Origin of the sequence: Pseudomonas shirazica (genome assembly GCF_015168335.1) — a bacterium.
GTDB lineage: Bacteria > Pseudomonadota > Gammaproteobacteria > Pseudomonadales > Pseudomonadaceae > Aquipseudomonas > Aquipseudomonas asiatica.
Window position 1 is genome coordinate 1,689,944 of the sequence record NZ_CP063456.1, and the last position, 23,915, is coordinate 1,713,858.

Consider the following 23,915-nt stretch of genomic DNA (forward strand, 5'->3'; position numbering starts at 1 on the left):
TCGAGCGTCTGGACAGCCAATCTTCTTCGTCTACCTTGCTCATCGAACCTTTTGCCGTTTTGGGTGTGAGTAAAGATTGCGTAAGGGCGTTAAGCTTATCTAGCTTGCGGGAAGCGTTTAAATACTAGGATCTACGGCTCATTCAACGGCACGCTAAATAGCTAGGCCATACCCAACCCCCCATGCTTTGACCCAGGCGTTAAGCGGCTATCGTTCACATTGGAAATCACTGCGTGATTACGGAGATTTCGAGACCACGACCCCAAAGGACGTTATTGTGCCGGCGAGGTGATTACCTGGTACCCCGACCAGAAGATCATTCAGATGCGTGGATAGATAGTCTCAGCTACAAAGATGAGAAGGAGAACTATTCATCTCAAAATTTTTTCCTTAAGCCTAAAGAGTTAAACGATTCAGCCGATAAGCATAAACTGGTGTGTAGGACAGAGGTTTATATGAAGTTTCGTGATATTAAAATAGGGCCGCGTGCGGCGCTTATTTTTGCAATTATTGTCGCTGTGGTTGTTGTGATGGGGCTACTTTCTGCTAATAAGTTGGAGAGGCTTCGTCAAGCAGAGCAAGATGTTGAAACAAATTGGATGGCCAGCATTCGGCTAGCTGGGCTTATAAACTCAAGCGTTCTTAGGCTAAGGTTGGAAAGTCTTCGAGCAACTACTACGAATGATCCTGTAGTTCGTGATCAGACAGTGAAAACTTTTCCGGACTATCGGCGGGAATTCACAAGCCTCATAAGAAAATATGAGTCTGTGGTAGCGAGTCCTGAAGAGCAGTCACTGTACGATAAGGTCAGGGCGAGCGCTGATCGTTATGAAGGTTTCCTGAACCAGTTAGAGCCAATGCTCCTCTCTGGTGACAATGCGGCTGCTTCTGCGTTGATTAGTTCGACTATCCGCCCCCTTACCAATAGTCTCGTTGATCAAATTTCTGATTTGATGGATTACAATGATCAAGGAGCAAAAGCAGCGGGGGTGTTAACAGGTGAAATCTATCATAGCGGATTAGTCACAATCTATGGTCTGCTTTTGGCCGTGGTGACGCTTACAATTGTTTTGGGTTACATGCTGGTGCGAAGTGTGACTCAGCCTCTGGACGAAGCGCTTTCAATTGCCAAGGTTATCGCGAATAAGGATCTATCGCAGACTTTCAAGGTTTCAGGTCGAGACGAGGCAGCTGCGATGCTGGCTGCTATCTCTCAAATGCAAAATAACTTAAAAGACACATTGACCCATATTTCCGATAGCTCAACGCAACTTGCTTCGGCTGCTGAAGAAATGGCGGCGGTCACTGAAGAAAGTAGTCGAGGGTTGGTCAAGCAAAACGATGAAGTCAACCAAGCTGCCACCGCTGTCAATGAGATGAGTGCCGCAGTTGATGAAGTGGCCGTCAATGCTGCGGAAGCCGCTGATGCATCCGGGCGAGCTCAACAACTCACCAAATCTGGGCTCGAAAATGTTAAGAGAACTTTAGGAGCTATACAAGCGCTATCCTCCTATGTTGAGTCTACGGGTGAGCAGATCCAAACGCTTTCTTCGCGAGCTCAAGACATCAGTAAAGTCATCGAAGTGATTAGAGCCATCGCTGAACAAACCAACTTACTGGCGTTGAATGCCGCAATTGAGGCCGCAAGGGCTGGGGAGCAAGGTAGAGGCTTTGCAGTAGTTGCAGATGAGGTTAGGGCTCTGGCCCATCGTACTCAACAATCCACTCAAGAAATTGAGCAAATGATTGGCTCTATCCAGGACGATTCGCTTCAGGCTGTTAAGGCTATGGTCGAAAGTCAGAAAATGGCTGATGAATCTACCTCTGTAGCACAGCTGGCTAGTGAGTCGCTAGAGGAAATATCCCAGTCAATCACTATGATCAACGAACGTAATATTTTGATTGCGACTGCTTCAGAAGAGCAGGCGCAGGTGGCACGAGAGATTGATCGAAACCTCACAAGTATTCGTGATTTGTCTACTCAAACCGCAGCGGGTGCGAGCCAGACGGCGAGTGCTAGCGGGGAAGTGTCCAGCCTTGCTGTCGGCTTAAATCGTGTAGTCCAGGACTTCAGGCTTTAAGCTCTAGGTCTATATTTGTTTTTGGATTTATTTTAGCAGGGATGCTTTTTTATAATTTCGCGCAGGGGTGCAGGTGTAAGTATGGTTTGTGGTTCTGTTTTCTTGTGCGTTGTCATGTGTTGCTTTGGGGGATTTTCCAAGTTGTAAGCTCTGTTTGGGGTGCCAAGGTGTGCCGAAACTAACTCTTCTAACTTTGTAACCTGCCAGGGCTTTGGCAGAAATATAGCGAGATCAGGTAGAGACTTGATTTCAAACTCGTAGTATCCACTCATGACAATAATTTTGGCATCATGGTGTTCCTCGTTGGTAATCCAGGCAATGTCCACTCCGGTGAGCGAGCCGGGCGTCTGCACATCAGTGAGCACTAAGCGCCAGCCTGGTTTTCTTAGCTGCTCACGGGCTTCATCGGCAGTGCTTACGGCTGTAACCGCAGCACCCCAATCTTCCATCAGTAGTGTCAGTAACTCCCGAAGCGTTGGTTCGTCCTCCACAATGAGGACGTTAGGGCGGTGTATCTCCTCTACTGGAAGAAAGTCTTTCATACTAGCACTCGAACATATAGCTACGGTTACAAAAATCTGAATCCACTTGCCGCTTCAACGTATCGTGGACAGCTCGTCACGCATACGACATGTGAACTGTACAAAAAATTCACTTGATCATCAGGGGGCAATACAGCACTGATCGGTGGAAGTGCTCGCTATTCTCCTGGATGATTGGCGTGGCTTCAAGAACTGCTGCGGGGTTATGGCAAAGCCTGGACTTCAGTTTTCCTGACTATATGATCAAGTTGGCGAGTTCAATTCCGTTCGTATCTGGATAGCCGGTCGGCTATGGCTTTTATAGCGCGATAGCACAAGCTTATTCAGTTATGCAGGTGACACAGGCATCGACCCTAGCCGCTATGCGGATAGCGATGTGCTCTCAACTCACACTGAAGGCCTGACTTCCTACATGATGCGTCCTGATGGAAGCGGTAAGCCGCTGACAGCGGGTGATGTGAGGCAGCGCTTTGCCAACGTCACACGAGGTACTGATCTGATCTTGGTAGGTACGCCCGAACAAATTGCTGATCGAGTCGAGGAGCATGCTCGCATCTCGGGCACCAGTGGCTACATGCTTAACCCGCTCACAAGCCCTGGCACGCTTGAGGATTTCGCCGAGCTGGTCGTGCCAGCGCTCCAAAAACGAGGCCTCTATCGCACTCAGCCGCAAACCGGCACTTTTCGATCTCGGCTGAGGACTGACGGCTCTAGTCGGGGCTACCGCCATCCGCCTATGGGGCTTGTTTTCGGGATCGTTGATATGAAAATCCTATGATCGGATAGCCAAGCCTCGGGATGGTCACTACCGGTGTGGCCTACTGAGGAGGCGTTCGACTCGGGGCTAGGGGAATCTATGACACAGGCTCTGTCATCGTGTGTTGCGATGGCCCAGCGAACAGCTAATCAAGGAGCCTGAGTGGTTACTCGACCAGCCGCTTCTGGGTAAAAGTCTCCTGGATAGCTCGGTATCCGTCCTGAGATAGCCTTCGCCGGCTGCTTTCACGGCAGGGAGCGTAAGATGTGCGATGAGATCAGAACTACCCATTTGCTTTGATGTCATAATGATGCACAGGGACATCGGCACGTATCCTCGAGCCAGCCCTTCAGGACATCAGTCCAATGCTAAGCAACGACGATTTTCGGTACACCGCTCATAGGCATCTCCTCGAATTGGATGCTTCAAATTCCAGGCTCAGGCACCTAATTTCTCGGGGCGAAATCAACGGTGTCCTCTGGGACGATGCTGTCCGATGGCATCAACACTCATATGAAACCTGGGCCATTTTCTTGAGCCAAAATACTCAGCCTTCGTTGCCTTCCTGATCTGCAATCGCAGCGAGATCTTCGATTTTCGGCGGTTCCACTTCACATCAGTCCTCCTCCCGGTGAGGGCAACTGCGCCTCTAGAGGCTCTCTTGTGTCAGAGCCTGGAAATCACAGAGCTGTCTGCGCACCACCCTCCCAACCCGATCAAAAACTGACTGGCCGCTCAAGAAAAATTGGCCTGTGTCGATAATTGCTGATTCAGCACGTGTGGAGCCTAAAATTGTTCAACCGCAAACTCAAAAAAACGCTGCAGGAGCAGAGTGCGGAGCTACATCTGCTACGTCAGCAGGTCGAGCAAATGGACAGAGGGATGCTTTCCATAAGACTTGATGCTCAGTTCCGGATCTGTGCAGTCAATCGAATTTTCTTAGAAACCCTGGGGTACTCGAGCGACAGTCTGCATGGCCGTCCGCTTTCGGAGATCGTTCCGCCTTACGTCAAAAATCTCCCTTGCTTCCACGCCTTCAACCAAGCTGTGGCGCGATTCGAACCCGTCAATGACGAATATCGCTACCTGCGGGCTGACGGTACTCTGGCATGGTTGAAAATCTACTGGCTTCCTGTTCGAAATCAAGACGGGAGCTTGGCTCATGTCCAGGGCTACGGCAGTGAGATTACTCGTACCGTTGAGGAGGCCAAGGAGAACCAGGCTCTGATTGAAGCGCTGGTTAGGTCAACAGCTGTCATTGAATTTAAATTGGATGGCACCGTCATCACGGCGAACAAACAGTTCCTCGATGCCATGGGCTACTCACTGGGCCAGATAGTAGGCAAACACCATCGCATGTTCTGTTCCGCGCAAGAAGCGGCATCCGATGAGTACGTAAATTTCTGGAAGACACTCAACCGTGGTGAGTACGTCGCGAATCGCTTCAAGCGAGTCGACGGGCATGGCAACGATATTTGGCTGGAGGCAACCTACAACCCTGTGCATGACACCGAGGGCAACCTAGCTAAGGTCGTGAAATTTGCGAGTGTGGTTACCGAGCAGGTAGCTAGAGAACAAGAAGTTAAAGATGCCGCCGGCGTTGCTTTTGATGTCTCGCAACGAACGGACTCGAGTGCCGAGCACGGCGCTGTCGTGGTAACGCGAACGGTAGACACGATGCGAAGTATTGCTGAGCAAATGAAGCTCGCAACCGACAGCATCGAGGCGCTCGGAAAGCAATCTGCGTTGATCAGCTCAATCGTTCAAACCATTGGCGGTATTGCGTCGCAGACCAACCTTCTTGCCTTGAATGCGGCGATTGAAGCGGCACGTGCCGGAGAGCAGGGGCGGGGCTTCGCTGTGGTTGCCGATGAAGTCCGAAAGCTCGCAGGCCACACCAGCTCGGCGACCGAAGAGATTGTGAGCGTCGTTCAGCAAAACCAGGAGCTTGCTGATAAGGCCGTCGCCCAGATGTTCAGCAGTCGTGCGAAAGCTGAGGAGGGCTTGGTACTCGCCAACGAGGCGGGTACGGTTATCCTTGAGATTCAGAATGGAGCAAAGCAGGTTGTAGAAGCTGTTGGGCGCTTCGCTAGCGAGGTGAAGTAGACGCGCGTCAATTGACGGTCACTACCGATGTGCTTCAGTCACGGACTGGCCAACGCAAAAGGCACGCCCTTTGTAGTGTCTTTGCTTTGGGCAGTCATGTGGCTGCCTAAGGTGTATTCCTCTATCACTCCGTTTCTAGACGATTCCTCCAATCTTCGTTTCCCCTAGCTGGCTTTCGCAACGTCTCAAAAGCGATGCAACTATCGCACCCTGGTGTAAACCAGCACGTTCCGATCTCGACTGACATCTGATGACTCCAGCCGCCTACCGCAATCTGTAAACGGCGCAGACCCCGCCAGCGTCAGGCGGATGGGCGCTTCCGAGGTGATCTCTCATCGAAGCCATTGCTAATTTCGCGGGTTCCGCTAACTTATACAAAACCTGTACAAGATTGAGGTGTTGTACATGTATTGCCAGTGGCCTTTGACCCTTTATTTTGACGGTGCCTGCCCATTGTGCGCCAGGGAGGTGGCCTTCCTGCGCAGGCGTTCAACTGCAGCAAAGCTCATCCTGATCGATATCGATGGCGATGACTTCGATCCCATAGCTCTTGGCCTGTCGATTGAGCAAATGAGATCGTGCTTGCACGCAAGGTTCGCGAACGATCATTGGGTAACAGGCTTGGACGCTACCCTTTGGAGCTGGCGTGCTGCCGGTGTTGGGATGTGGGCCGCTCCACTGGCTTGGCGTCCGCTACGTCCTTTGCTTTCAGTTCTGTACAGGTTGTTCTGTCGTTTGAGGCCAAGTTTGGCCTGGTTACCCCATCCCGAGGGTAGGCAACGTTGCAAAGGTGAGGAATCCAAATGTCACATTCGCTAGCCGAGCATTATCGTGAAATCCTTGTTGGCGTTGGTGAAAACCCGCAGCGAGAAGGGCTCTTGGATACCCCCCAACGTGCTGCCAAAGCGATGCAATATCTATGCAATGGCTATACCCAGAGCCTAGCTGAGCTAGTCAATGGCGCTTTGTTCGAAAGTCAGAATGATGAGATGGTGGTCGTTCGCGATATTGAGTTGTACTCATTGTGCGAGCATCACATGTTGCCGTTTATTGGGAAAGCGCATGTCGCCTATCTGCCAACAGGACGAGTATTAGGGCTTTCCAAAGTGGCGCGTTTAGTCGATATGTTTGCCCGCCGTTTGCAGATTCAAGAGAATTTGACTAGACAGATTGCGTGTGCCATGCAGGAAGTGACTGATGCGGCAGGTGTTGGCGTCGTTATCGAGGCCAAGCACATGTGCATGATGATGCGAGGTGTAGAAAAGCAGAACTCAGTGATGATTTCATCGGTAATGCTGGGTGAGTTCCGAGACTCCCCGACTACCCGGCACGAATTCCTTAACCTCATTGGGCGACATACCTGAAATATGATAATAGCCGCATAGGAAGAACGTGGCCATGAGTGCAGTTTTCAATACGTTATCTCCAAGTCGTTTTAAAGTCTTGGGCTATAGTGGCTTGCTGCCGTTTGTTGGTGTGGCACTGCTGATTTGTTTAGCGACTGATTACCGAGATTTTCTATTTGTTGCTTTGGTGGGCTATGGGGCTGTGATACTGAGCTTTGTCGGGGCCTTGCATTGGGGTTTCGCTATGACGCTACAGGGCTTGTCTGCAAATGGACGACAGGAGAGGCTCGTGTGGAGTGTTATTCCCGCCCTCATCGGTTGGGTTAGCATGTTGCTACCTGTGTCATGGGGCTGCTTGGTATTAGCCTGCGGTTTCATTGTACATCTGTGGCAAGATCGCAAATTGGTCAATATTTTGCCTGGGTGGTACTGGTCTATGCGAGTACGTTTAACCATAGTCGCAAGTGTGTGTTTGCTAATTGGTGTGCTTGTACTGTCTTTTTTTGATTGAGCTCATTATCCCGATGGCAGCGGCTGGGCAACCATTGAGGCGGTACCACCTAGACTAGGTCAGCCCTGTGCGTGACGGCTTTTAGGGCTTTCGCTTGCCAGAGGCGCTTGCTAACTAATCGGTCTAGCTCTTGGCGGGTTTTGCAGCCCATCAATGAGTGACCTTTGATGTGTAATTCGGCAGCTCGGGATGATCCAATGCCGAGTATGCTGGAGAAATAATTAGTAAAATTTTTCCTCTTGCAAGGTTGTTTGATTGGATAAAATCTTAATGTGTGACGCCGGGCCCCTCTGACGGTTAATTAGCCGCCATGTCGGAGTCATAGTTGTTGAACTACGACTATATAGGAGGGGCTCATGACTGCCCTAAATGCGTATCTCTCTCAGGATGTCCTGGGCACTGATCTGTGGCTCTGGCTTTCCTTTTTTGCTGTGGTTTTAACTCTGCTAGCGCTTGACTTAGGGGTTCTCCATCGAGGGAATCGAGAGATTGGCGTCAAAGAGAGCTTGCTGCTGTCAGCTGGTTACATCAGCATGGGCCTACTGTTCGCTGTTTGGGTTTACTTCCAGAAAGGCAGCGACGCAAGTATGGACTATGTGACTGGTTTCCTGATTGAGAAGTCCCTGTCGATGGATAACGTATTCGTTATCGCATTAATATTTAGCTTCCTGGCCATCCCTAGAGAGTTTCAGCATAGAGTGCTGTTCTGGGGGATTATGGGAGTCATCGTCTTGAGGGCCATTATGATAGGCCTGGGGGCCGCGCTCATTGCGCAGTTCAGCTGGATACTTTACTTTTTCGGAGCTTTCTTGGTTTTCACTGGGATAAAGATGCTATTCGCTCGTGTGGATCATGCGCCTGATCTGGAGAATAACCGGTTCGTCAAGTATCTCCGTAGTCATTTGCCCATAACCAAGGAATTGCATGGTCAGAATTTCTTGGTGCGGCTGCCCAATGACTCAGGTAAAAAGGTGTTATGGGTAACACCGCTATTTCTTGCTTTGATTCTTATTGAGTGTGCTGACTTGGTCTTCGCTGTTGATAGCGTTCCCGCAATCTTTGCTATCACTCAGGATCCCTTCATTGTCTATACCTCTAACATTTTTGCCATACTCGGATTGCGGGCGCTGTATTTTGCGCTGGCGGCGATGATAAGCCGCTTCGCTTATCTTAAGTATGCCTTGGCCTTGGTGCTTGTCTTCATAGGTACGAAGATTTTCCTTCACGATATCGTGGGCAAGGTACCCGCAGAGATTTCTCTGAGCGTTACAATTGGTCTTCTGATTGGCGGTGTATTGCTGTCGCTTTGGAAGACAAGAGAGCCCGTCAAGTTTTAACGTACTAGCTTTTATCGTTGCTTTTAGCGAGAGGAAAGCGCGGAAGCGTTATGAATTACAGGACAATGCAGTAAACCTGTAGATCTAGGATTGGGCGTCCGCCATTACACCGCTTAAGCTTCCGCGTGTAATGGCTGGATGTCTACATTCCTTGAGCACAAGCGCCCAGGCTAGCCGCTATTGCAGCAGGCTCTCCAAGCGATCCGTGACCATGAGCAGGCGGTGGATGAAGGGAGGCCAGCCGAGGAGATCGAAAGGCTCCGTCACGAGGCTGATCATCTGTATCAAACCGTCATCGACTACCTGTTACACAAGGCCGGTACGCTAGGCCGATAAATCCACTGAGATGGATTGGGTAGGGGGAGATTGGCTTGAGATGCAGATTCAAGCATTCTGCAAAGCCATACTCCGTAACCTCGACGATATCCCATGAGCAAACCTGTTTTCCCTCAGCCCTTTTTAGCGATTGGATGCTCCCAATGTCGTGACCTTGCTAGCCTGAATTTCGAAATTACCATGGCGTTCCAGCCCATAATCCATGTGCCTTCAGGTAGGCCGTTCGCCTATGAGGCACTGGTTCGCGGACTGAACGGTGAAAGCGCTGCGGACATTTTGGCCAAGGTATCGCCCGACAATCTGTACCGTTTTGATCAGGCCTGTCGCGTGAAGGCCATCGAACAAGCGGCTGGGCTGGGCTTGGGTCGGCAGAAAGAGTGTAAATTGAGCATCAATTTTCTGCCCAACGCCGTATACCGTGCTAGCACCTGTATCCGGGCTACCTTAGAGGCTACTCGAAGATTCGACTTCCCCGCCAATCTGCTCATGTTCGAAGTGACCGAGGGCGAGCGGATAGAAGACACTGAACACTTGAAATCGATCTTCAAGGAGTACGAGCGGCAGGGCTTCACCACTGCAATAGACGATTTCGGCTCGGGGTACTCAGGGCTGAATCTACTCGCAGAATTTCAGCCTGCTGTACTCAAGCTGGATATGGCTCTCACTCGGGGAATTAACCAGGACTCGGTTCGCCAGGCCATCGTCGCCGGTATCGTTTTGGTGGCCGAGCGGTTGGGCATTACGCTTATTGCCGAGGGGATTGAGACTGACGAAGAATGCCAAGCGCTGTTGGCGCTGGGGATTGATTTGATGCAAGGGTATCTATTCGCTCGACCGCAAGTAAACGGATTGCCTTTGATTGAGCGGCTTTCTTGACCTTGACCTGATAACGCCCCCTTATCCTAGCCTTCGTGAACCCCGTGCGGATTAGTCACCAGTCTCTTGGCTTCAGTTGTAATGGAGCAGTCCCAAGCAAGCGGAGCGCGCCGGCCCCGGACGGGCCAGAGGCGTGAGGATGGAAGCCCGAAGGGCCGCAACCTAGCGAAGCCAGGGTGCGGTGTGCGACAGCCGTACCCCGGAAGGGGGAGCGTCCAGGGTGGTGTCTACCTCCCTTTGATCGCTTACATTTTCAACGGCAGGCTATCGATTGATGACATGGGTTTGACCATTCTCGAATGTCAGGTGCGGAGTTTGAGCTAAGCCGATACCGCTAGGACGTCTAAGCTCCTCCAGACCCGGTACGCCACCGTCACCATCCAGGTTCTCAATTTCCAAACGAAGTTGTTCGATAAGCTCCGCTGATGATTTCCCGGTGTCCAAACTGAGAGTAAGCGTCAGCAACGTCAGTGGGCTCAACTCCAGGCGCTGACTCACCTGATCGAGCTTATCCAGAGTCAGGCTGGATTTACCCCCTTCGAGTTTTGACACGAATGTCCGACTCGTATCACCGAAATCCCGCTGCGTGATGTTTCGCTTGCTGCGAAGCGCACGGAGAACAATGGAGAACGACGACTTAAGTGACATGTGCGACCTCTGCGAGTGGACGTGCCTTTGATAAAATCACGGAACATAGACTGGCCATCAGGTAATAGCTTCCCTATCCCAGGTCTGGCGTTGAGCAGGGGCCGCCCACCCCGTCGATTCGCTGTTAATGTATCCAGTATATCCCGCAGAGCTCAGCAGGAGAACATTTGTACTTCTCTAGGCAAGACGAGCGATATGGGCTTTCATTTTCCCGCCTGTGTTCCGCTTCCCTAGTCTTTTTACTGGGGTCTTGGTGTGCAAGTGACTAAGGCAGCGAAGGAGGGTGTGGAGCGGGTGCACCGGGAGTGCTTTCGCTGCAGCAAGGCAGAGGTTCTGCTGCTCGACCTCAGTCAGCCCTGGTCAAGAGATCATGGAAAGACTCTGCTCCTAAACCGTCTGAAAAGGCAGGATCTGATCTCTGCCAGTAAGCCTCGACCCGACCCCGCCGCTGTGCGACCGCCGTATCTACACAGCGTGCCGGCGCCAGGTAGGTGAATTCGTGAACCGGTCAAGGTTCGAAAACGGCACCGGGATAGATTGTCATTGTGGCAAGCGCGGTCGCTTGGGTGCGCGAGAACGGCGAGGCAATGATTAGGTCAGGAGCGTTCGCATGGAAATGAGCGACTATTTGGGCTTGCTCCAAGCCTTTTGCCGTTAAAGGGAGGCTTGTGTGATCCCTGGTGGCCCCGCCAGCGTTGGCGTATCAGCCTGACGTTCTCCATGCACTATCCTTACTCGGCTCACGTTGCTTGGATTGCGCATGCTGGCATGGCAGCGAGTGAGATAGCCACGTCGAAAGGAAGAGATCGTGAAAAGAGATCTGAGCAAGGTACTGATGCCCGACGACCCCTTGTACACCGAGGCTGTGGAAGCGCTGAAGGTTTACCATCAGGCCCAGGCTGATGGAGTCGTGGGGATTGAGCTCGAGCGTCTGAGGTTGATGGCTGAGCATCGTTTTCAAACCGTCACTGATTATCAGCTTCGAGCCCTTGGCGGGCCGGCAGAGAAAGGCCATTGAGTCTGTGGCCGACCACGTCTCGCCTATCAACGATTCAAGGCCTGCTGTACGGCGTCTACCGTACCGATCCAGTGACGGCCATTGTCGCGTGGACTGAAGCCCAACCTTTCGGCGAACGCTGATGCGTTGGCATTGGCAGACTCGATGGCCAGGTAGCGATAGCCGAATTGGGGAGCCAGCTCCACCAGGCGCTGCACCAACGCTCGACCATGCCCAGCACCTTCCTTCGTGAAGCCGATCCGAGCCAGGACGGGGCGCTCCGTTGGCCAGTAGTCATTTGGCTACACAAAGATGCGGATGTAGATGTCGAACTGCAGACTCAGGGCCGACACGGTCGCGAAAGTTCGCCATATCACGGGGCTCTGGTAGGGGACAAAACAGGAAAGTATTGCCAAATGTTACAGCCCGACGAGGCTGAAACCTGCATGCTTGAAGGGCTGTGCATCCATACAGCACGATTTTGGGATCCAACTAACAATTTGCGCACAAGTTATCCACAAGGGGGATACCTTGCATTGCCAAAACGACCCCATTATCTTGTATCTCGTTCCGCCAGAAACCCCACATCTTGTGTTTTTGGCGGGCACGCTGCGGATTCAGAAATGCAGCGGGTATGCGTGCAAAGTTTGGTCGCCGAGCACGCATAACCGCCTTCCCTGAGCCAATGCGGACATTGGTGGGACGCGCATTAGAGAAAAACCGAGTCTGGTTGTCAACCATCCAGCCCGGTTTTCCGCTCAAGGGTTGCTCCTGCCTATTTGATCCAATATCGATACAGGAGCACTTCATCGTGCCGAAAAATACGAAGCAAACCTCCTCCACTGTAGCCACCCTGGCTTCCGAAGTCCTTCGCAGCGGCAGTTCGTCTGCGATCCAGAAGGAGCTGGCCGGCTCGGCTATGTCGCAGGCATCCACTGGTAAGCAAACCAGTGCCGAAATGGAGACCAAAGCCAGTCGGGTTCTGGAAAGCGACAAGTACAACGCCACCACCAAAGCCCTTGCGGGGTCGGTGCTTTCTCAGTCGAACAAAGAGCGAGGCAACTGACATGGCCCAGTATTTCGTGAACCGGAACAAGCAGGCCAATGGTGACCATGAAGTGCACACCAGTGTCTGCATCTATCTGCCAGCGCCTCACAACCGTCTTGACCTGGGCTACCACTTTACGTGTGCCACCGCTGTGCGCCAGGCTCGGAATGTCTATCCCCAATCCAACGGCTGCAAATACTGCTCTACCTTGTGCCATACGCAGTAGTCCTGGCCTAGCTGAAGACCAAACCAGGTGCTGCCCGCTTCATGGCGGGCCCACCTTACGGCAGTCGAGCTCACCGGGGAGAAAAATCCATGAGCTATCTCGTGTATTGCACGTTCGATCTGAAGAATGCGTCATCGAAGGACTACGAAAAAGCTTACGAAGAGTTGAAGGGGATAGGGCTCGCCAAGGTGGTCAAGGCGGATGCCGGCCATAATGTGGTGATTCCAACCACTTCGACGATGGGCTTCTTTGACGGATCGGGAGCGGGCGCAGTCCGCGATTCAGTGCGCAACTCCGTAAAGAAGGCCTTTGCCAATCGGGGGCTCACCTCCGAGATTTTCATTGTCGTGGGCGGTAACTGGGCTTGGGGTGGGGCCACTACTTAACGGTTCATGGCCCTACGGATGGGGCCCTACCAAAGCAGGCTTGGACACCTCGCATCGCTATACCGAGTCTAATGAGGCGCTTGAGCTCCGGAAAGGCGGGCCTCAAAATGCTGGTTCGCCGGGGGCATCAATGAGCGCCTGTGGCTCAAGGAGAAAGGCATGAGGCCCACTGACGCGATACGAGGAAAGGAAGGGGACATCCGACGCCTGATCGAGACCTATGGCTTCACTGAGCCCAAACTCTTCGGGTCTGTCGCTCGAGGCGATGATCACGAAGGGAGTGACCTCGATCTGCTCGCCACCATCCCTCCAGCAATGGCCGGCAGGATTACCTTGTTCGACATCGCCGAGCTCGAGGACGAGCTCCAGGCCATGGTGGGGGTGCCAGTCGACTTCCACGTCTGCAACAACATGCCCGAGCACCTCAGGCAATCCATTGAGCGTGAGCTGGTTACGCTCTAGCTGTGAACATGCTTGCGATGATCCTGGCGTCCAGCAGGGCATGGTGAGGCAATTCCTCCCCATCGTTCGTCGCAGTTAGGGTCGTGGCATCAGTGGGGAAATTCCTCACGTTCTGGGGCCATTTCCCATCGTCATAGGCGAGCTCGCAGAACAGCTCCCAGTCGTAGGCAGGTGCGTCAGTGACAATCTCGAGCTCTTCGTCATAGGTTGCCAGGAACCCTAGGAGCGCCGCTCTGGCCTCGATAATCAGCATGGCGTACTCGCCTCCCCAGAGCTGCGGCAGTACGATCTCCTTCACGAACTCACTGCAGTCTTCTTCTCGCCACGCGTCCATCACTTCCACGTAGAATTCCCGGCGATCCTCGGCGACCAATGCCAGGGAGATCAGCTTTGCCTGCGCGGTGAGCTGAGTGAACTCACAATCGAGAAAGAGCCTCATCTTTTGGAACCTCTGCAATGACTAGGGCCCGCCTGAAGTTGTCCCAGGAAGGCTGCCTGTGGGAAATCGCCTTGGCGTATTTCGGCCCCGAAAAGCTGTTGGAAACGATTGTAGATCTGTGGGACGGTGCGAGCGCTCCCGCAAGGCCGACCGTCGAGCACCTGTCGACCGAAACGCTACACGCAGATGTCGTGAATATACTGAAAATTGCACAGGTGCGAGTCGGGGCCCTCGTTCCCGGTCGCGTGCCTGTACCCGGTGTTGTCACGTTGTACGCCCGGCACGCCAATGACCTCGCCGATGGAATCCTGGCAAGCCTGCCGAGAGACGAGCTCACCCGTACCTTGCGGGGATCGCAGTTAGAAGTCGAACTTGGCCTGTGACGTCCACCTGCGGCAGGGAGAAGTGATGTGACGATTGATCATCGACTGCGCAGCCTGGAGACCGCGAGGCGCAGAGCGCTGTGGGCACTTGCCGATCTTCAGCCTGGAGATGCACGCGCTGAAAAGGTGCTGGCCGAACTCGACGAGGTTGACCAGGGCCTGCAGGACATCGTGAGTGCTAATCAGCTCTCCAGCCAGGAGCTCGTCGATGTCGTCATCACGAAGCTCCACAACGGCGTTCAGCTAGTTGTCGAGGAAAGTATCCCTGAGCCGTGGCTGCAGCGCTTCCAAGCGGCGAGTGTTGGATCTACCCGCCTGGTAGAAGGGCCCTATCTGCGCGACTTCGAGAAACTCGTGGAGGTGTGGCACCAAGAGCTTCAGCACCTGAACGCCCATCGGGCCCACAGATCCAGTACGAGGTCGCAGTGAAAAGAACGATCCTGGGTATGGCAGAAGCCGGCGAGCCGCTATTGCAGCAGGCTCTCCAAGCGATCCGTGACCATCAGAGGGCTGTGGACGAGGGGCAACCAGCCGATGTGGTGGAGCGGCTTCGCATCGAGGCTGATCACCTGTATCAAACCGTCATCGACTACCAGCTGCACAAGGCCGGCACGCTTGGGCAGTCAGTTCACTGAATGCAGTGATCTCTAGACGCGACGGACTCGTTTAGTGAAGAGATCGGCTTGATCTCGTCCCCGCTTTGGCCACGTAGTCCAACGTATAGGTAGGTGAACGATGTCCTGTGCACGGCGATCTATCATGCTCATTTTCAGGTTGCCCAGGTGCACCCCATGAATGACACGGGCTTCAGTCATTGGCTGCAAGCGGAGCGCGCCGGCCCGGAGGGCCAGAGACGAGAAGATGGACGCCCGCAGGGCCAAAACCCGGCGCAGCCGGGGGTTTGGTTCACGACAGCTGTGCCCGCAGGGCCGAACTAGCAATTTTGCGGATTCAAGGAATCCCTGGGATCCTCGGCACGCCTGGCTTACAGGGCGAAAGACCCCTAGTTTTTTCGGATTTCTTTGCGGATTTTCCGAACACTGCGCGCAGGTCAAGGCGCATCAGGCGGCACTAGGTTACAGACCGGCTTTCCATTCCTAGTGATCACGAATGAATGGCCTTCCTGGAGGAGCCTCACGAGCCGCCTGAAGCGCCTTCTTGCCTGCGTTAAGCTGATCACCTGCATCTCGACCTCTTCTAGGATGATGTGCTAATTCCAAACTTTAGAGTCGCCTGCAAAGGTATCTGAGGAACTCGATAAAGGCGAGCATTAAGAACTTTACTGGATAGTAAAAATCAAGAAGTAAAGTTAAAAGTAAGGGCTTTGAGTATGCTGTTAAGCCTGCTGGCGGTGACGTCATAAATGTGTCGAGCCTGCGGCATACTCACAACTTGGCATCTGGGCCAGCGCGGCGATAATCTCCGGAGTGGCTTTTATTGTAGCTTGGGTCGCGTTTTTCTATGGCCAGGGCTCGATTGTCGATGGTTGTAATTATGGCTTGAACGGGTTCGCGGAATATACTGGAGATGTGGCGCGTTGCGCATTCACGCCTACCTACTTAATTGCGGTGTTTTTTGTAAGGGTTGAAATTTATATATTCTATAAACCACCGTACTTGAAGCGTGGCAGTCGATTGCTCCTGCAAGGTTAGTAGAGCACTTCAGTAAGCTGCATCGATAAGCTATTGCGACCGCTTCGCGGAAGGCTAGCGTGAACCAAATCCCGCCCAAGGCGGGTTTTGGCCCTGTCGGGCTTTCATCCTGCCGCCTGCGCGCTCCGCTTGCTTGTGAATATCGTGTGTGTGGCCATCGAGACTTAAGGCAGTGCGGCTGCCGGTTATTTTGGTTTAATGAAACACTATAAATAGCCATGACAGCTATTGCTGTCATGGCTAGGTTAAAGCAAAAGTATCTATAGATCTCGACTCAAAGATTGTCCAGTGTTCGCATATGCCGCCTTAGAGTCGCTCTCAACAACTCCTGCCCAGACAGAATATTTGTAGCGGGGCAGAATATTTCGTCTTGGATAAGAAGGTAGTTTACGAACGCCCCCGAGATTTTGCTCCAGTCATCTCTGTCGAGTTTTCGGGCGGCAAAAAGTCCGCGCAAAGTAGCGAGGTGCTCGCCGGCCCGTATTGGCGTCGCAAGACCAACATGTTCAATGTAGGTAATGTCATCGGAACCAAGCTCAATATGAATTAAGCCGGATGGGCTAATTTTAATCTTGGTGTTTTCATCCAGTGCCTCGCTTGTTGGGTCATAAGCCTCAACCAGTCTGTAGGAAAATAATGCCTCTAGGTGCCTGATAATAACTTTTCTAGGGATGCCAATCGGCTCTAAATAAATGACTAGCTGATTGACTTCGATGAATTTTGCCTCCGCATCCTCGGATTGGAAATATTGCTGCTTTAGTGCCTGAAGAATGCTGAGTCTAGCAAGGGGGGTCGAGATATGATCTGAGTACGTATGATAGAGACTTAGGATGAAGTTATTGTCGTCTTGGGAGAATTGAGAGTAGTCTCCCAAAAATACAGCCTTCTTTATCTTTTGGGGTGCTATCCTCAGCTTGTTAGCTTGAGACAGGTAAGTTTTTACTAGGTCGTCCACAGCGATGTGTGGGGATGTGAGCGTTCTTTTAGTAAGTTCAAGGCTACGACGAATATCGTGGTTGCATAATGAGCTGATAAGGCGTGAAATGAAGTCCGTGTCAATGAAGATGCTTTCAATGCAAGCAACGAATGCATTCAGGTCTTGAACACTAACTCGAATTCCTTTTGTCAGGAAGTATTGATCTTGATTTGTGTTGATCGTGTGATCGATTTTCGACTGCAGGAAAATCGCCCTTTTTTGAAGGATTTCTTTAGTGGATGGGGTTGGAAGATAGAAGGCCTTATATTGATAGGATTGAAATGGGCCGTGCTTGGATAATTGCCAAATTGTCCTGTCTGTAATAGGGCAAATAATAAAGCAGCTCTTGATCGATCTGTACAGGGACTGAGCGTACTGGAAAACAGCTTCTTGGAATTCACGGGGAAAGTGGTCGGCGTTGTCAAAGATGAGGCATGGCATCAAATTGCGGGCACCAACGGCATGCCACAGTAAATTTGATAGATATAAGCCTGTTTCTTTTAGTCTTTGCTCCTTGATAAAACTACCGAAATCTATTTTGAATTGATTTTTGTCAGTTTCATAAAGATGCTTCATCTCTCCCTGCGACCAACGCTTATATTCTCTCCAGTAGACGCCGCGAAGGTCATCGTATGTAGGCTCATCGGGGAATAGTAATGATTCGCAAAGTTCAGATAGCTTGGTGTCTAGCCACCGAGTTATGGAGCTCGTATCTCCAGGGGATAGCCGCAGGTCAACCTTGAGCACGAGGCATTTCGACCGTAAGGTACTTTCTAAAGTTAATTTAAAAAAGCGATCTATATAGGTTGACTTTCCGGCGCCTTTGTTTCCTATAATTAGAGCGAAGTCACCCTTTTCGCTGTCGACAGCATCTCGTATATCGGCTTGCAGGCCATAGTTTGTATCAATATATGAAATTCCATCTATGATGTTCTTGGCTATTCGCTGAAGACTAACATCAGTTTCACGACTTTCCTTGCTCTCGACGAAGCAGTTAATAAGCATTTCAGAGTCTTCGTCGCCAGACATTGAGGTAAAAAATTTCGTAAATACTTTTTCAATGTCTCTTGATATTTCAGATTTTCTCATAAATTGTGGGTTGTCAGTTCTGATGTTAAGCAGGTCTTCAGCCTGACTCACCGAGTTGCCTTCCTCTTCATTGAAATAGGTCTTGAAAATATCTTTTGAAATCGCTTCCGCTGAGAAAAGCTCGTAGAATTGAAGGAAGCTGCTCTGAATGGCCTCTAGGGAAGGAAAGACTGCAATCTTGTAGTCTGATTTTGAGCGCCCGTCTCCCCTGATGGCCCAGTGCCCAACCCACTCCACGCCATTTGTTGCTGCGCAAAACTGCACGCCTGTGTCCAGGCAGTAGCCTTCAGCTTGTCTAAGTACAGGCGTAGCTGATTTAGAGCTGGGGCCGTTAAATTTGAAAAAATTTAGTGTGTCAGCTTTGGTATCAACCAAAGTCGCTGATGTTCGCTTGGCTTCTACTACTAACTTGTTTCGGCCACCTTGGAGGAGTAGGTAGTCAATTCTGCCTTCATCGAGATGTGGTTCAGTTCGGATTGACTCTCTGGGCCATCCCAAAACATCGACTAACATCTGGTCAATTAATTGAAAGCGAGCGTCTTGTTCTGTAATGATGGCGCTAATATTTTCTTCAGCATGTTTTTTTAAACGTTGAAAGGCGACGTAAGCATCATCAGATCTCATCCTGCACCATTCCCTAGCAAAAATTCTTAGCTTTTTGGCAGACCAAGATTCAGCTTAGCTGGAAACCGAGAAGTTGCTATGAATGGAGGAGTTCTTGCTCTGGAGGGGCGAGAAGCGAGTGAGGCGCCAAGGCGGCGAGTCGAGTCCCCCATCCATCACCGTGCTCTAATACCCAGAGCCTCTGATCGAATTGCCTACCTAAGGCGTTGGTAAGGTAGTTCATTCGGTACGGAAAGGTGCCTGGCTCATTGGTTGATACCGCTCGCACCCGACTTGCAAAAGGAGCCCCACTTGGCGCCGCAGCGCAAGGATTCGGTCTGAGCATTGCTCGAAGCTTTGGTCATGAGGAGGGGGCGGTAGTGAGCCTGACGATGGTGCTGTCATTCATGATTGCGAGGATTGTGGCTTGATTGCCCGATGCATTACGCAGTCCTTTTTTGTGATTCAGATCGTAGGATGCACGTGACTCCTACCAAGATGACGGAAGGGCGCTGCTATCTCTCCGAGTTCCCCAATGAGGTCGAGGACACCTGGTAAATCACGATAATTACCAGGGGCCAAGCCTGCGGTTGAGTTGAGCTGGCTGAAGATAAAGGGCGCCAAATGGCGCCCTTGTTCATGTGGCCTTCTACCGTTTTACTCGACCTAGAGCTCGATCAATGAAATGACGCTCCAGAGGCGTAAGGCGTTGAAGTCGATGTAGGTTTTCACGCAGGGTTCGAGAAGCGTCGTCAACGCTTGCCTCTTCTGCAAATGGAAAAAGTGTTCCAAGCTTATGAAGCAGTTGAACGGGGATTCCCATTTCTTCAAGCCCGGCCCATGCCGGGTGCAAGTGATAGTTTTCGAAAATACTGCGCAGATGCCCGTAAGATGCCCGGAAGTCTACGCCCCTCTCTTCGAGCTTTAGATTGACGATATCTTCAAGCAGGGCCAGTGCTTTAGGTATCGAATGGCCAAATATTCGACTAGCGAAGTTCAGGGCATGGTTTATTTGCTCGGACAACGCCTCGCTTTCGGTACCGGATGGTATGCGTGATATTTGTTGTATAAGGTACTTTTCGTGGCTTGGCGCCATTAGGTAGGCAGAGACTCTAGCATTGATAACACTAATGTTATTGATGAGCCCCAGCTTTTTAAGCGAGCCAGAGCATACGCGATCAACGAAGCGAGATAGGAGGTTAGCAAATCCTGTCTTTGGGACGCCTGAGAATAGACAGCTTTGAAATTCGCTTTCATCGCAAATTTCTATGAAGCTAAATGCTGCTTCAATGGTTTCGAACTTGAATGATGCGTGCTTCCTCAGAAAATCTTTACCTGCCTTGCTGGCTGATGTTCCAGCCTCAAATCTTGATTGGGAAAAGTCAGTCAAGTGTTCTGGCTGAATGCCGGCGAGGAAGTTTAACGGCAATTCTTCGGTTTGCTTGCCTAGAGGTATCTCTACCTCAAAACAGTCGCTTTGCTTGGGTAGATCTTCCATGCAAAAAACTTTGCCGACGAAATGCTCGCCCATCCGTCCCGCTCGGCCTTTGATGTTGCCGTGAGTGAAACGATCAATGCTAAAGTTACCGGCCCGGTTGTCGTATATGAAAACGTTTTTGGCGACAGTATTTACACCTTCAATAATGGTTGAGGTGCAGATGAGAAACGGCAATTCGCCACGGTTGAATTTGTCAATCGTGTATTGTTGCATGGCCCTGGGAAGTCCGCCGTAGTGAAGACCGATTCCATTTCGAAATGCTCGGGTGTACTCCCATTTAGGGTGGTAGTGCTGATCCAGCCACGCTAGATAGTCATCTTCTACGGATTTTACATAGCCGGATTTTAATAGGAATTTAGCAACCTGTACCGCGCGCCCTGGTGATTTACAGTAAATAATGGTAGGGCCATTAATCTGTTTTAGTGTTCTGGCTAATGCCTCGTTTTTCTCATCAACGCTATCAGGCTTGATGTTGAAAAACTCGACGTCAACTGCGACGGTGTTATAGTCGGTGGGGATGAATGTGTAATTCAGGTTGGTCTTGGGCAGTCCGCTGACGCCATTGATAAACGGGCCTGTCATGAAGAACTGCTCGGAGCAACGTAGAAGCTTGCTTAGGGCTGAGTTGAGAGCAGGTACTCGCTCATCTTCATCGTCAATCTCGCCGTCTTTCTTGCGTTTGAAAGCTAGCTTGTAGAATTCATCAAGTACAAATAAATCAATGTTCTCGAGATCGTCTCGGTCATTTACACGCTCCTGTGTGAGGACGTAGAGGATCTTTTCCTGCCCTGAGCGCTGGGTTCCATGATGAATAATCTGAAATGTTTGGCCAAATCGTTCTTCAAGTCTGCGTCGAGTCTCGTCTACCAAGGCGACAGTAGGGAGAACTATAACGAGTTTATTAAATTTGCCTGACGCTATTAGGGAGTCCACGATGGCGCTTTTTCCCATGCTAGTGGGGGCGCTCAAGATCACATTGCGCTTTTCTAGAAGGAGTTCGTAGATTTTATACTGCATGGAGTGAAAGACGATATCAGTCGAGATAGGCGTCTGATAGGCCTCAAGGACACACTCTTCCGCAAGCGATAGATCTTGGAATTGTGTTTTCAGATATGGATAGAGTCCCGATTTTCGCACTAAGTGCCGCAGTAAAGCATGTACAGCCGAGAACCGGCTTCGAGAGTCCAGAGCCCGGATAACAAGTTCTCGGCCTGAGCTTCTGTATTTGGGATTCGACAGAAGCTGATCAGCGGTTTTTAAATAGGCAAAAGCCGAGAAGCTCTGTTGTTGGAGGCTTTGCAGTGCGGATTCGTAGTGTTCAAGCACAAGCTTTCTCCAGTGCTTTTTTTACTTCGGATAGCAGTTTGTCTATGTCCGGCACAGGGTAGAGGTGGAGCTCGATCAACACCTCTCCGAATCCGCTGGTATTCAAGTCTGAAGAAAAATCGTCGAACAGTTTCTTGGTTTCTGTTAAAAGGTTCGGCTCGTACCCTGGTGTTTTGGGGTCGGTCAATAGGGCGGAGTTATAACCGAGGAAAACTATAAATCGATATCTGTTTAGGTGTGTGTCGAAGGCTTGACTGGTCTCAAGAAGCTCATCGATATCGTGTTGGAGCAAGTAAGAGTCTTGTTTGATTTCAAGGATCTTGGATCTAGCTGAGTCTATGTTGTCGGTAATATCTGTGTATAGGATGGTGCGGAGGCTCTGAAGACATTCAACTATGTCTGTGCCAGTGTAGAGATGACTAAATCCTACCCAAAGCTCATCACCCTCTGAAGCTCGAGGCACGATGTGAACGTTTTCGAGAACTTTCACTTCGAACGGCTTCTCGATGTACAACGACGCGGGTATTGGCTGGCTCGTATGATGGCTTCGGATGCAGGAGTGAAGTAAGACTTTGCCAAGAAAGTCACCAAGCTCGGCCATAGAGGCTTTTAGCCGAGATAACAGCGTTCGGTATCGGTCAGAAGTAGATATGCCATTGACGTCTGCGATTTCCTCAGGCATTAGCAGGATTTCATCAATCCACTTTATGACGCTTTCCGAAATGTAGCCATATCTGTATTTATTAATGCTGTAGTTCTGGTGCATTACTTTTCCGCACCGTGTGATGCTCCCGCAGCTTGGCGTGTGGGTATGGAAGTGGTTGAGGATAGGTTGTAGTTTTTTGTTTGCGTATATCTTTGTTCTAGTGTGTGAGGATTTTTCGTGTATTAAAATTTCAGATTTGAACCAGTCGATGAGATTGTTTCGATGGTAGGTCTTGTCGTCTTCGCAGTAAACCTTTCTCGAGAGGGCGCTTTTCTTGGTTAGCGTATAAACGATGTCTCTCCAAATTGCCTCGGCGGCGGCGTCAGAGCTCAGCGTTACCCCAACGACTTCTAGAGCAGCATTGCGGATGTTTTTAATGCCCAGTAATTCGATTTCGCGTTCCGACGCATATACCTGCCACCAGGTGGAGTCTACCCAGTGGCCAACGTCATTTTTGGATGCTGCAACAAAGTTGGAGGTTCGCTGGTTGAGGTCATCGACTAACTCCTGCCTTCCTGGCCTGCCAGCTCGTGAGGCTGGTAATACCCGTAGGTACTCCAGAAGGCCGGTTGGGCGCTCTGCGGAGACGATTCGGAACTTGCACTTGTCAACTGGAGTGGTCGCTTGCTTCATCGACTTATGTACCATCGATGAATCAGGTATGCGTTTTTTTCGCGGTTTGCCTGTGGGCTTGCTTTTGGTCGAGGCGACAGCAGTGCTTGTAGAGTTTTCGGTGATCGTGGTCGGTGTCCACTTCTTTTCGGCAGCAGCTTTGACCTGGATGAACTCTGTGAAACCGTCCCAGACGACATCTACATCGTCAACGGTCTCGACACGTACTGCACGCATGTCCCTGTCCATGAGCATCTCAGTGGCGAGCCAGGCCGCGACGCAGTCCTGATAAAGGAAGCCGTACTTCGCTGCTACGCCTCCTGAGTCGGTAATTTCCATTGCACTCTTTATCCATGGCACTTTGCTATGCCAAGCCTATGAGATTGTGCGTTTCCAGTCTACGGCTCTCCCGGTCGCGTTAGCGGCTCGGAAGAGCCTTGCCAGACCAGTAGAGCTGGGAGGATTGGTGAATGTTCTGGTGCCGTATGGCTCAGAATTACCTCGACTTATGAGAGGGGCAATTCGCGAGCTGGCCAGGAGGCGAGGGGTGGAGCGGGTTTACCGGGCGTGCTTCCGCGACAGCAAGGCGGAGGTGTTGCTGCTCGACCTCAGACAGCCAAACGAGAAAACCCGAGGCCTGTACGCGGCGGCAGCCAGTTGCGAGTAAGGAGCTGATGAGGGTGCTAGATGCTGTGAATGGCAGGTGGGGAGCAATTTGACTAGAGCGTGTTTCCATTGATGATAATTCGATACAGGTGGGTGGTATGGCAGGTAATCTGCATCAGCGACCAGATCAGTTTGGGTTAACAGTGCCTTTCCGGTTTAGGCCAGTTGCAGGTACAGGGAACTGGCCCAACCACTGATTCTGAGAATCGGGCTTGATTCAGTGTCAGTGCCGTCAACGAGCCCTTGAGTTACGGGGCAGCAGAGGGCTGGCTGGGCGAACGCTCGTCTTGATGCCGCAAAGGTCTC

The 23,915-nt window shown here is 51.3% G+C and carries 23 protein-coding genes and 6 pseudogenes; 19 read left to right on the top strand and 10 right to left on the bottom strand.

The features are described from left to right. Positions 1–455: 455 nt before the first annotated feature. Together IMX18_RS28400 and IMX18_RS28405 are read left to right on the top strand one after the other, a co-directional pair. Positions 456–1,178, top strand: a pseudogene (locus tag IMX18_RS28400) (MCP four helix bundle domain-containing protein); the annotation flags it as partial. Positions 1,179–1,376: 198 nt separating this feature from the next. Further along, positions 1,377–2,081: a methyl-accepting chemotaxis protein gene (locus IMX18_RS28405; protein ID WP_425355285.1), complete on the top strand. Its 705-nt coding sequence runs from the start codon at positions 1,377–1,379 to the stop codon at positions 2,079–2,081. Positions 2,082–2,113: 32 nt separating this feature from the next. Here the strand turns inward: IMX18_RS28405 and IMX18_RS07770 are convergent, their stop codons facing one another. Beyond that, entirely contained in the window at positions 2,114–2,623 is a 510-nt protein-coding gene (locus IMX18_RS07770; protein WP_217191306.1) for a response regulator, read from the bottom strand. A gap of 319 nt (positions 2,624–2,942) precedes the next feature. Between IMX18_RS07770 and IMX18_RS07775 the strand changes: the two are divergent. The 6 genes and pseudogenes from IMX18_RS07775 to IMX18_RS07795 all read left to right on the top strand — a co-directional run. Next, positions 2,943–3,385: pseudogene (locus IMX18_RS07775) on the top strand (LLM class flavin-dependent oxidoreductase); the annotation flags it as partial. Positions 3,386–4,262: 877 nt separating this feature from the next. Continuing rightward, positions 4,263–4,901 (top strand): annotated as a pseudogene (locus IMX18_RS28410) (PAS domain-containing protein); the annotation flags it as partial. Positions 4,902–5,048: 147 nt separating this feature from the next. Beyond that, positions 5,049–5,486: pseudogene (locus IMX18_RS28415) on the top strand (methyl-accepting chemotaxis protein); the annotation flags it as partial. 405 nt (positions 5,487–5,891) lie between these two features. Then, positions 5,892–6,305, top strand: a complete 414-nt coding sequence (locus IMX18_RS07785; RefSeq protein WP_207852488.1) for a thiol-disulfide oxidoreductase DCC family protein — start codon at positions 5,892–5,894, stop codon at positions 6,303–6,305. Beyond that, positions 6,290–6,850, top strand: a complete 561-nt coding sequence (gene folE / locus IMX18_RS07790) for a GTP cyclohydrolase I FolE (RefSeq protein ID WP_028614330.1) — start codon at positions 6,290–6,292, stop codon at positions 6,848–6,850. Before IMX18_RS07785 ends, folE begins: the two co-directional genes overlap by 16 nt. A 34-nt stretch (positions 6,851–6,884) precedes the next feature. Then, on the top strand, positions 6,885–7,343 hold the full coding sequence (locus IMX18_RS07795; protein WP_217191307.1) for a DUF3429 domain-containing protein: 459 nt from the start codon (positions 6,885–6,887) through the stop codon (positions 7,341–7,343). Positions 7,344–7,392: 49 nt separating this feature from the next. Here IMX18_RS07795 and gvpC read toward each other — a convergent pair whose 3' ends face one another. Continuing rightward, positions 7,393–7,494, bottom strand: coding sequence for a gas vesicle protein GvpC (gvpC, locus tag IMX18_RS28420; protein WP_191472450.1), 102 nt, complete (start codon positions 7,492–7,494; stop codon positions 7,393–7,395). Positions 7,495–7,699: 205 nt separating this feature from the next. Here gvpC and IMX18_RS07805 point away from each other — a divergent pair, with 205 nt between their 5' ends. Then, positions 7,700–8,680 carry a TerC family protein gene (locus IMX18_RS07805; protein ID WP_021782226.1) on the top strand — a complete coding sequence of 327 codons (981 nt, stop codon included), beginning with the start codon at positions 7,700–7,702 and terminating at the stop codon, positions 8,678–8,680. 429 nt (positions 8,681–9,109) lie between these two features. Then, on the top strand, positions 9,110–9,892 hold the full coding sequence (locus IMX18_RS07810; RefSeq protein ID WP_217191308.1) for an EAL domain-containing protein: 783 nt from the start codon (positions 9,110–9,112) through the stop codon (positions 9,890–9,892). Between the two features lie 264 nt (positions 9,893–10,156). On the opposite strand, the gene IMX18_RS07815 is transcribed toward IMX18_RS07810, so the two are convergent. Beyond that, complete coding sequence (locus IMX18_RS07815) at positions 10,157–10,540, bottom strand: helix-turn-helix domain-containing protein (protein ID WP_217191309.1); 384 nt, start codon at positions 10,538–10,540, stop codon at positions 10,157–10,159. Positions 10,541–10,801: 261 nt separating this feature from the next. On the opposite strand from IMX18_RS07815, the pseudogene IMX18_RS28425 reads away from it, so the two are divergent. Further along, positions 10,802–10,897: pseudogene (locus IMX18_RS28425) on the top strand (DUF4113 domain-containing protein); the annotation flags it as partial. Here the strand turns inward: IMX18_RS28425 and IMX18_RS28430 are convergent. Further along, positions 10,893–11,240: pseudogene (locus IMX18_RS28430) on the bottom strand (histidine phosphatase family protein); the annotation flags it as partial. The pseudogenes IMX18_RS28425 and IMX18_RS28430 overlap by 5 nt on opposite strands. Positions 11,241–11,348: 108 nt before the next feature. On the opposite strand from IMX18_RS28430, the gene IMX18_RS07825 reads away from it, so the two are divergent. Further along, positions 11,349–11,558: a hypothetical protein gene (locus IMX18_RS07825; RefSeq protein WP_217191310.1), complete on the top strand. Its 210-nt coding sequence runs from the start codon at positions 11,349–11,351 to the stop codon at positions 11,556–11,558. A 26-nt stretch (positions 11,559–11,584) separates the two neighbouring features. On the opposite strand, the gene IMX18_RS07830 is transcribed toward IMX18_RS07825, so the two are convergent. Beyond that, complete coding sequence (locus IMX18_RS07830) at positions 11,585–11,743, bottom strand: hypothetical protein (RefSeq protein WP_217191312.1); 159 nt, start codon at positions 11,741–11,743, stop codon at positions 11,585–11,587. Positions 11,744–12,348: 605 nt separating this feature from the next. Here IMX18_RS07830 and IMX18_RS07835 point away from each other — a divergent pair. The 3 genes from IMX18_RS07835 (at position 12,349) to IMX18_RS07845 (ending at position 13,659) form a co-directional block, all read left to right on the top strand. After that, positions 12,349–12,603 (top strand): hypothetical protein, encoded by a 255-nt coding sequence (locus IMX18_RS07835; RefSeq protein ID WP_023128610.1) that lies wholly within the window; start codon positions 12,349–12,351, stop codon positions 12,601–12,603. Between the two features lie 297 nt (positions 12,604–12,900). Beyond that, the gene (locus tag IMX18_RS07840; RefSeq protein WP_186681065.1) at positions 12,901–13,197 is read left to right on the top strand and encodes a hypothetical protein; all 297 of its coding nucleotides are present in this window, start codon (positions 12,901–12,903) and stop codon (positions 13,195–13,197) included. Positions 13,198–13,356: 159 nt separating this feature from the next. Next, positions 13,357–13,659 carry a nucleotidyltransferase family protein gene (locus tag IMX18_RS07845; protein ID WP_217191314.1) on the top strand — a complete coding sequence of 101 codons (303 nt, stop codon included), beginning with the start codon at positions 13,357–13,359 and terminating at the stop codon, positions 13,657–13,659. Here IMX18_RS07845 and IMX18_RS07850 read toward each other — a convergent pair. Further along, positions 13,649–14,098: a 3'-5' exoribonuclease gene (locus tag IMX18_RS07850; RefSeq protein ID WP_217191315.1), complete on the bottom strand. Its 450-nt coding sequence runs from the start codon at positions 14,096–14,098 to the stop codon at positions 13,649–13,651. The genes IMX18_RS07845 and IMX18_RS07850 overlap by 11 nt on opposite strands. Positions 14,099–14,115: 17 nt before the next feature. Here IMX18_RS07850 and IMX18_RS07855 point away from each other — a divergent pair, with 17 nt between their 5' ends. From IMX18_RS07855 to IMX18_RS07865, 3 genes are read left to right on the top strand one after another with little or no spacing between them, the layout of a single operon-like run. Further along, a complete protein-coding gene (locus IMX18_RS07855; protein ID WP_217191316.1) occupies positions 14,116–14,481 on the top strand; it encodes a hypothetical protein in 366 nt (121 codons plus the stop codon). A gap of 27 nt (positions 14,482–14,508) precedes the next feature. Beyond that, positions 14,509–14,910, top strand: a complete 402-nt coding sequence (locus IMX18_RS07860) for a hypothetical protein (RefSeq protein WP_217191318.1) — start codon at positions 14,509–14,511, stop codon at positions 14,908–14,910. Beyond that, positions 14,907–15,116, top strand: a complete 210-nt coding sequence (locus IMX18_RS07865) for a hypothetical protein (RefSeq protein ID WP_027615248.1) — start codon at positions 14,907–14,909, stop codon at positions 15,114–15,116. Before IMX18_RS07860 ends, IMX18_RS07865 begins: the two co-directional genes overlap by 4 nt. 416 nt (positions 15,117–15,532) lie before the next feature. Here the strand turns inward: IMX18_RS07865 and IMX18_RS28435 are convergent, their stop codons facing one another. Together IMX18_RS28435 and IMX18_RS07875 are read right to left on the bottom strand one after the other, a co-directional pair. Beyond that, positions 15,533–15,667, bottom strand: a complete 135-nt coding sequence (locus IMX18_RS28435) for a type II toxin-antitoxin system prevent-host-death family antitoxin (RefSeq protein ID WP_217191320.1) — start codon at positions 15,665–15,667, stop codon at positions 15,533–15,535. Between the two features lie 740 nt (positions 15,668–16,407). Continuing rightward, entirely contained in the window at positions 16,408–18,822 is a 2,415-nt protein-coding gene (locus IMX18_RS07875; protein WP_217191322.1) for an AAA family ATPase, read from the bottom strand. A 236-nt stretch (positions 18,823–19,058) separates the two neighbouring features. On the opposite strand from IMX18_RS07875, the gene IMX18_RS28260 reads away from it, so the two are divergent. Beyond that, positions 19,059–19,232, top strand: a complete 174-nt coding sequence (locus IMX18_RS28260; RefSeq protein ID WP_325169224.1) for an LrgB family protein — start codon at positions 19,059–19,061, stop codon at positions 19,230–19,232. A 218-nt stretch (positions 19,233–19,450) separates the two neighbouring features. On the opposite strand, the gene IMX18_RS07880 is transcribed toward IMX18_RS28260, so the two are convergent. Next, a complete protein-coding gene (locus IMX18_RS07880) occupies positions 19,451–21,625 on the bottom strand; it encodes a DEAD/DEAH box helicase (RefSeq protein WP_217191324.1) in 2,175 nt (724 codons plus the stop codon). Further along, positions 21,618–23,282, bottom strand: coding sequence for a dsDNA nuclease domain-containing protein (locus tag IMX18_RS07885; protein ID WP_217191326.1), 1,665 nt, complete (start codon positions 23,280–23,282; stop codon positions 21,618–21,620). The genes IMX18_RS07880 and IMX18_RS07885 overlap by 8 nt, the downstream gene beginning before the upstream one ends. Positions 23,283–23,915: the final 633 nt, after the last annotated feature.

Coding starts and splice junctions, on each gene's coding strand:
- IMX18_RS07855 (WP_217191316.1), top strand. CDS start 14,116: ATGACTAGGGCCCGCCTGAAGTTGTCCCAGGAAGGCTGCCTGTGGGAA.
- IMX18_RS07805 (WP_021782226.1), top strand. CDS start 7,700: ATGACTGCCCTAAATGCGTATCTCTCTCAGGATGTCCTGGGCACTGAT.
- gvpC (WP_191472450.1), bottom strand. CDS start 7,494: ATGGGCTGCAAAACCCGCCAAGAGCTAGACCGATTAGTTAGCAAGCGC.
- folE (WP_028614330.1), top strand. CDS start 6,290: ATGTCACATTCGCTAGCCGAGCATTATCGTGAAATCCTTGTTGGCGTT.
- IMX18_RS07770 (WP_217191306.1), bottom strand. CDS start 2,623: ATGAAAGACTTTCTTCCAGTAGAGGAGATACACCGCCCTAACGTCCTC.
- IMX18_RS07785 (WP_207852488.1), top strand. CDS start 5,892: ATGTATTGCCAGTGGCCTTTGACCCTTTATTTTGACGGTGCCTGCCCA.
- IMX18_RS07795 (WP_217191307.1), top strand. CDS start 6,885: ATGAGTGCAGTTTTCAATACGTTATCTCCAAGTCGTTTTAAAGTCTTG.
- IMX18_RS07810 (WP_217191308.1), top strand. CDS start 9,110: ATGAGCAAACCTGTTTTCCCTCAGCCCTTTTTAGCGATTGGATGCTCC.
- IMX18_RS28435 (WP_217191320.1), bottom strand. CDS start 15,667: ATGCAGGTGATCAGCTTAACGCAGGCAAGAAGGCGCTTCAGGCGGCTC.
- IMX18_RS07885 (WP_217191326.1), bottom strand. CDS start 23,282: ATGGAAATTACCGACTCAGGAGGCGTAGCAGCGAAGTACGGCTTCCTT.
- IMX18_RS07815 (WP_217191309.1), bottom strand. CDS start 10,540: ATGTCACTTAAGTCGTCGTTCTCCATTGTTCTCCGTGCGCTTCGCAGC.
- IMX18_RS07840 (WP_186681065.1), top strand. CDS start 12,901: ATGAGCTATCTCGTGTATTGCACGTTCGATCTGAAGAATGCGTCATCG.
- IMX18_RS28405 (WP_425355285.1), top strand. CDS start 1,377: ATGAGTGCCGCAGTTGATGAAGTGGCCGTCAATGCTGCGGAAGCCGCT.
- IMX18_RS07875 (WP_217191322.1), bottom strand. CDS start 18,822: ATGAGATCTGATGATGCTTACGTCGCCTTTCAACGTTTAAAAAAACAT.
- IMX18_RS07845 (WP_217191314.1), top strand. CDS start 13,357: ATGAGGCCCACTGACGCGATACGAGGAAAGGAAGGGGACATCCGACGC.
- IMX18_RS07850 (WP_217191315.1), bottom strand. CDS start 14,098: ATGAGGCTCTTTCTCGATTGTGAGTTCACTCAGCTCACCGCGCAGGCA.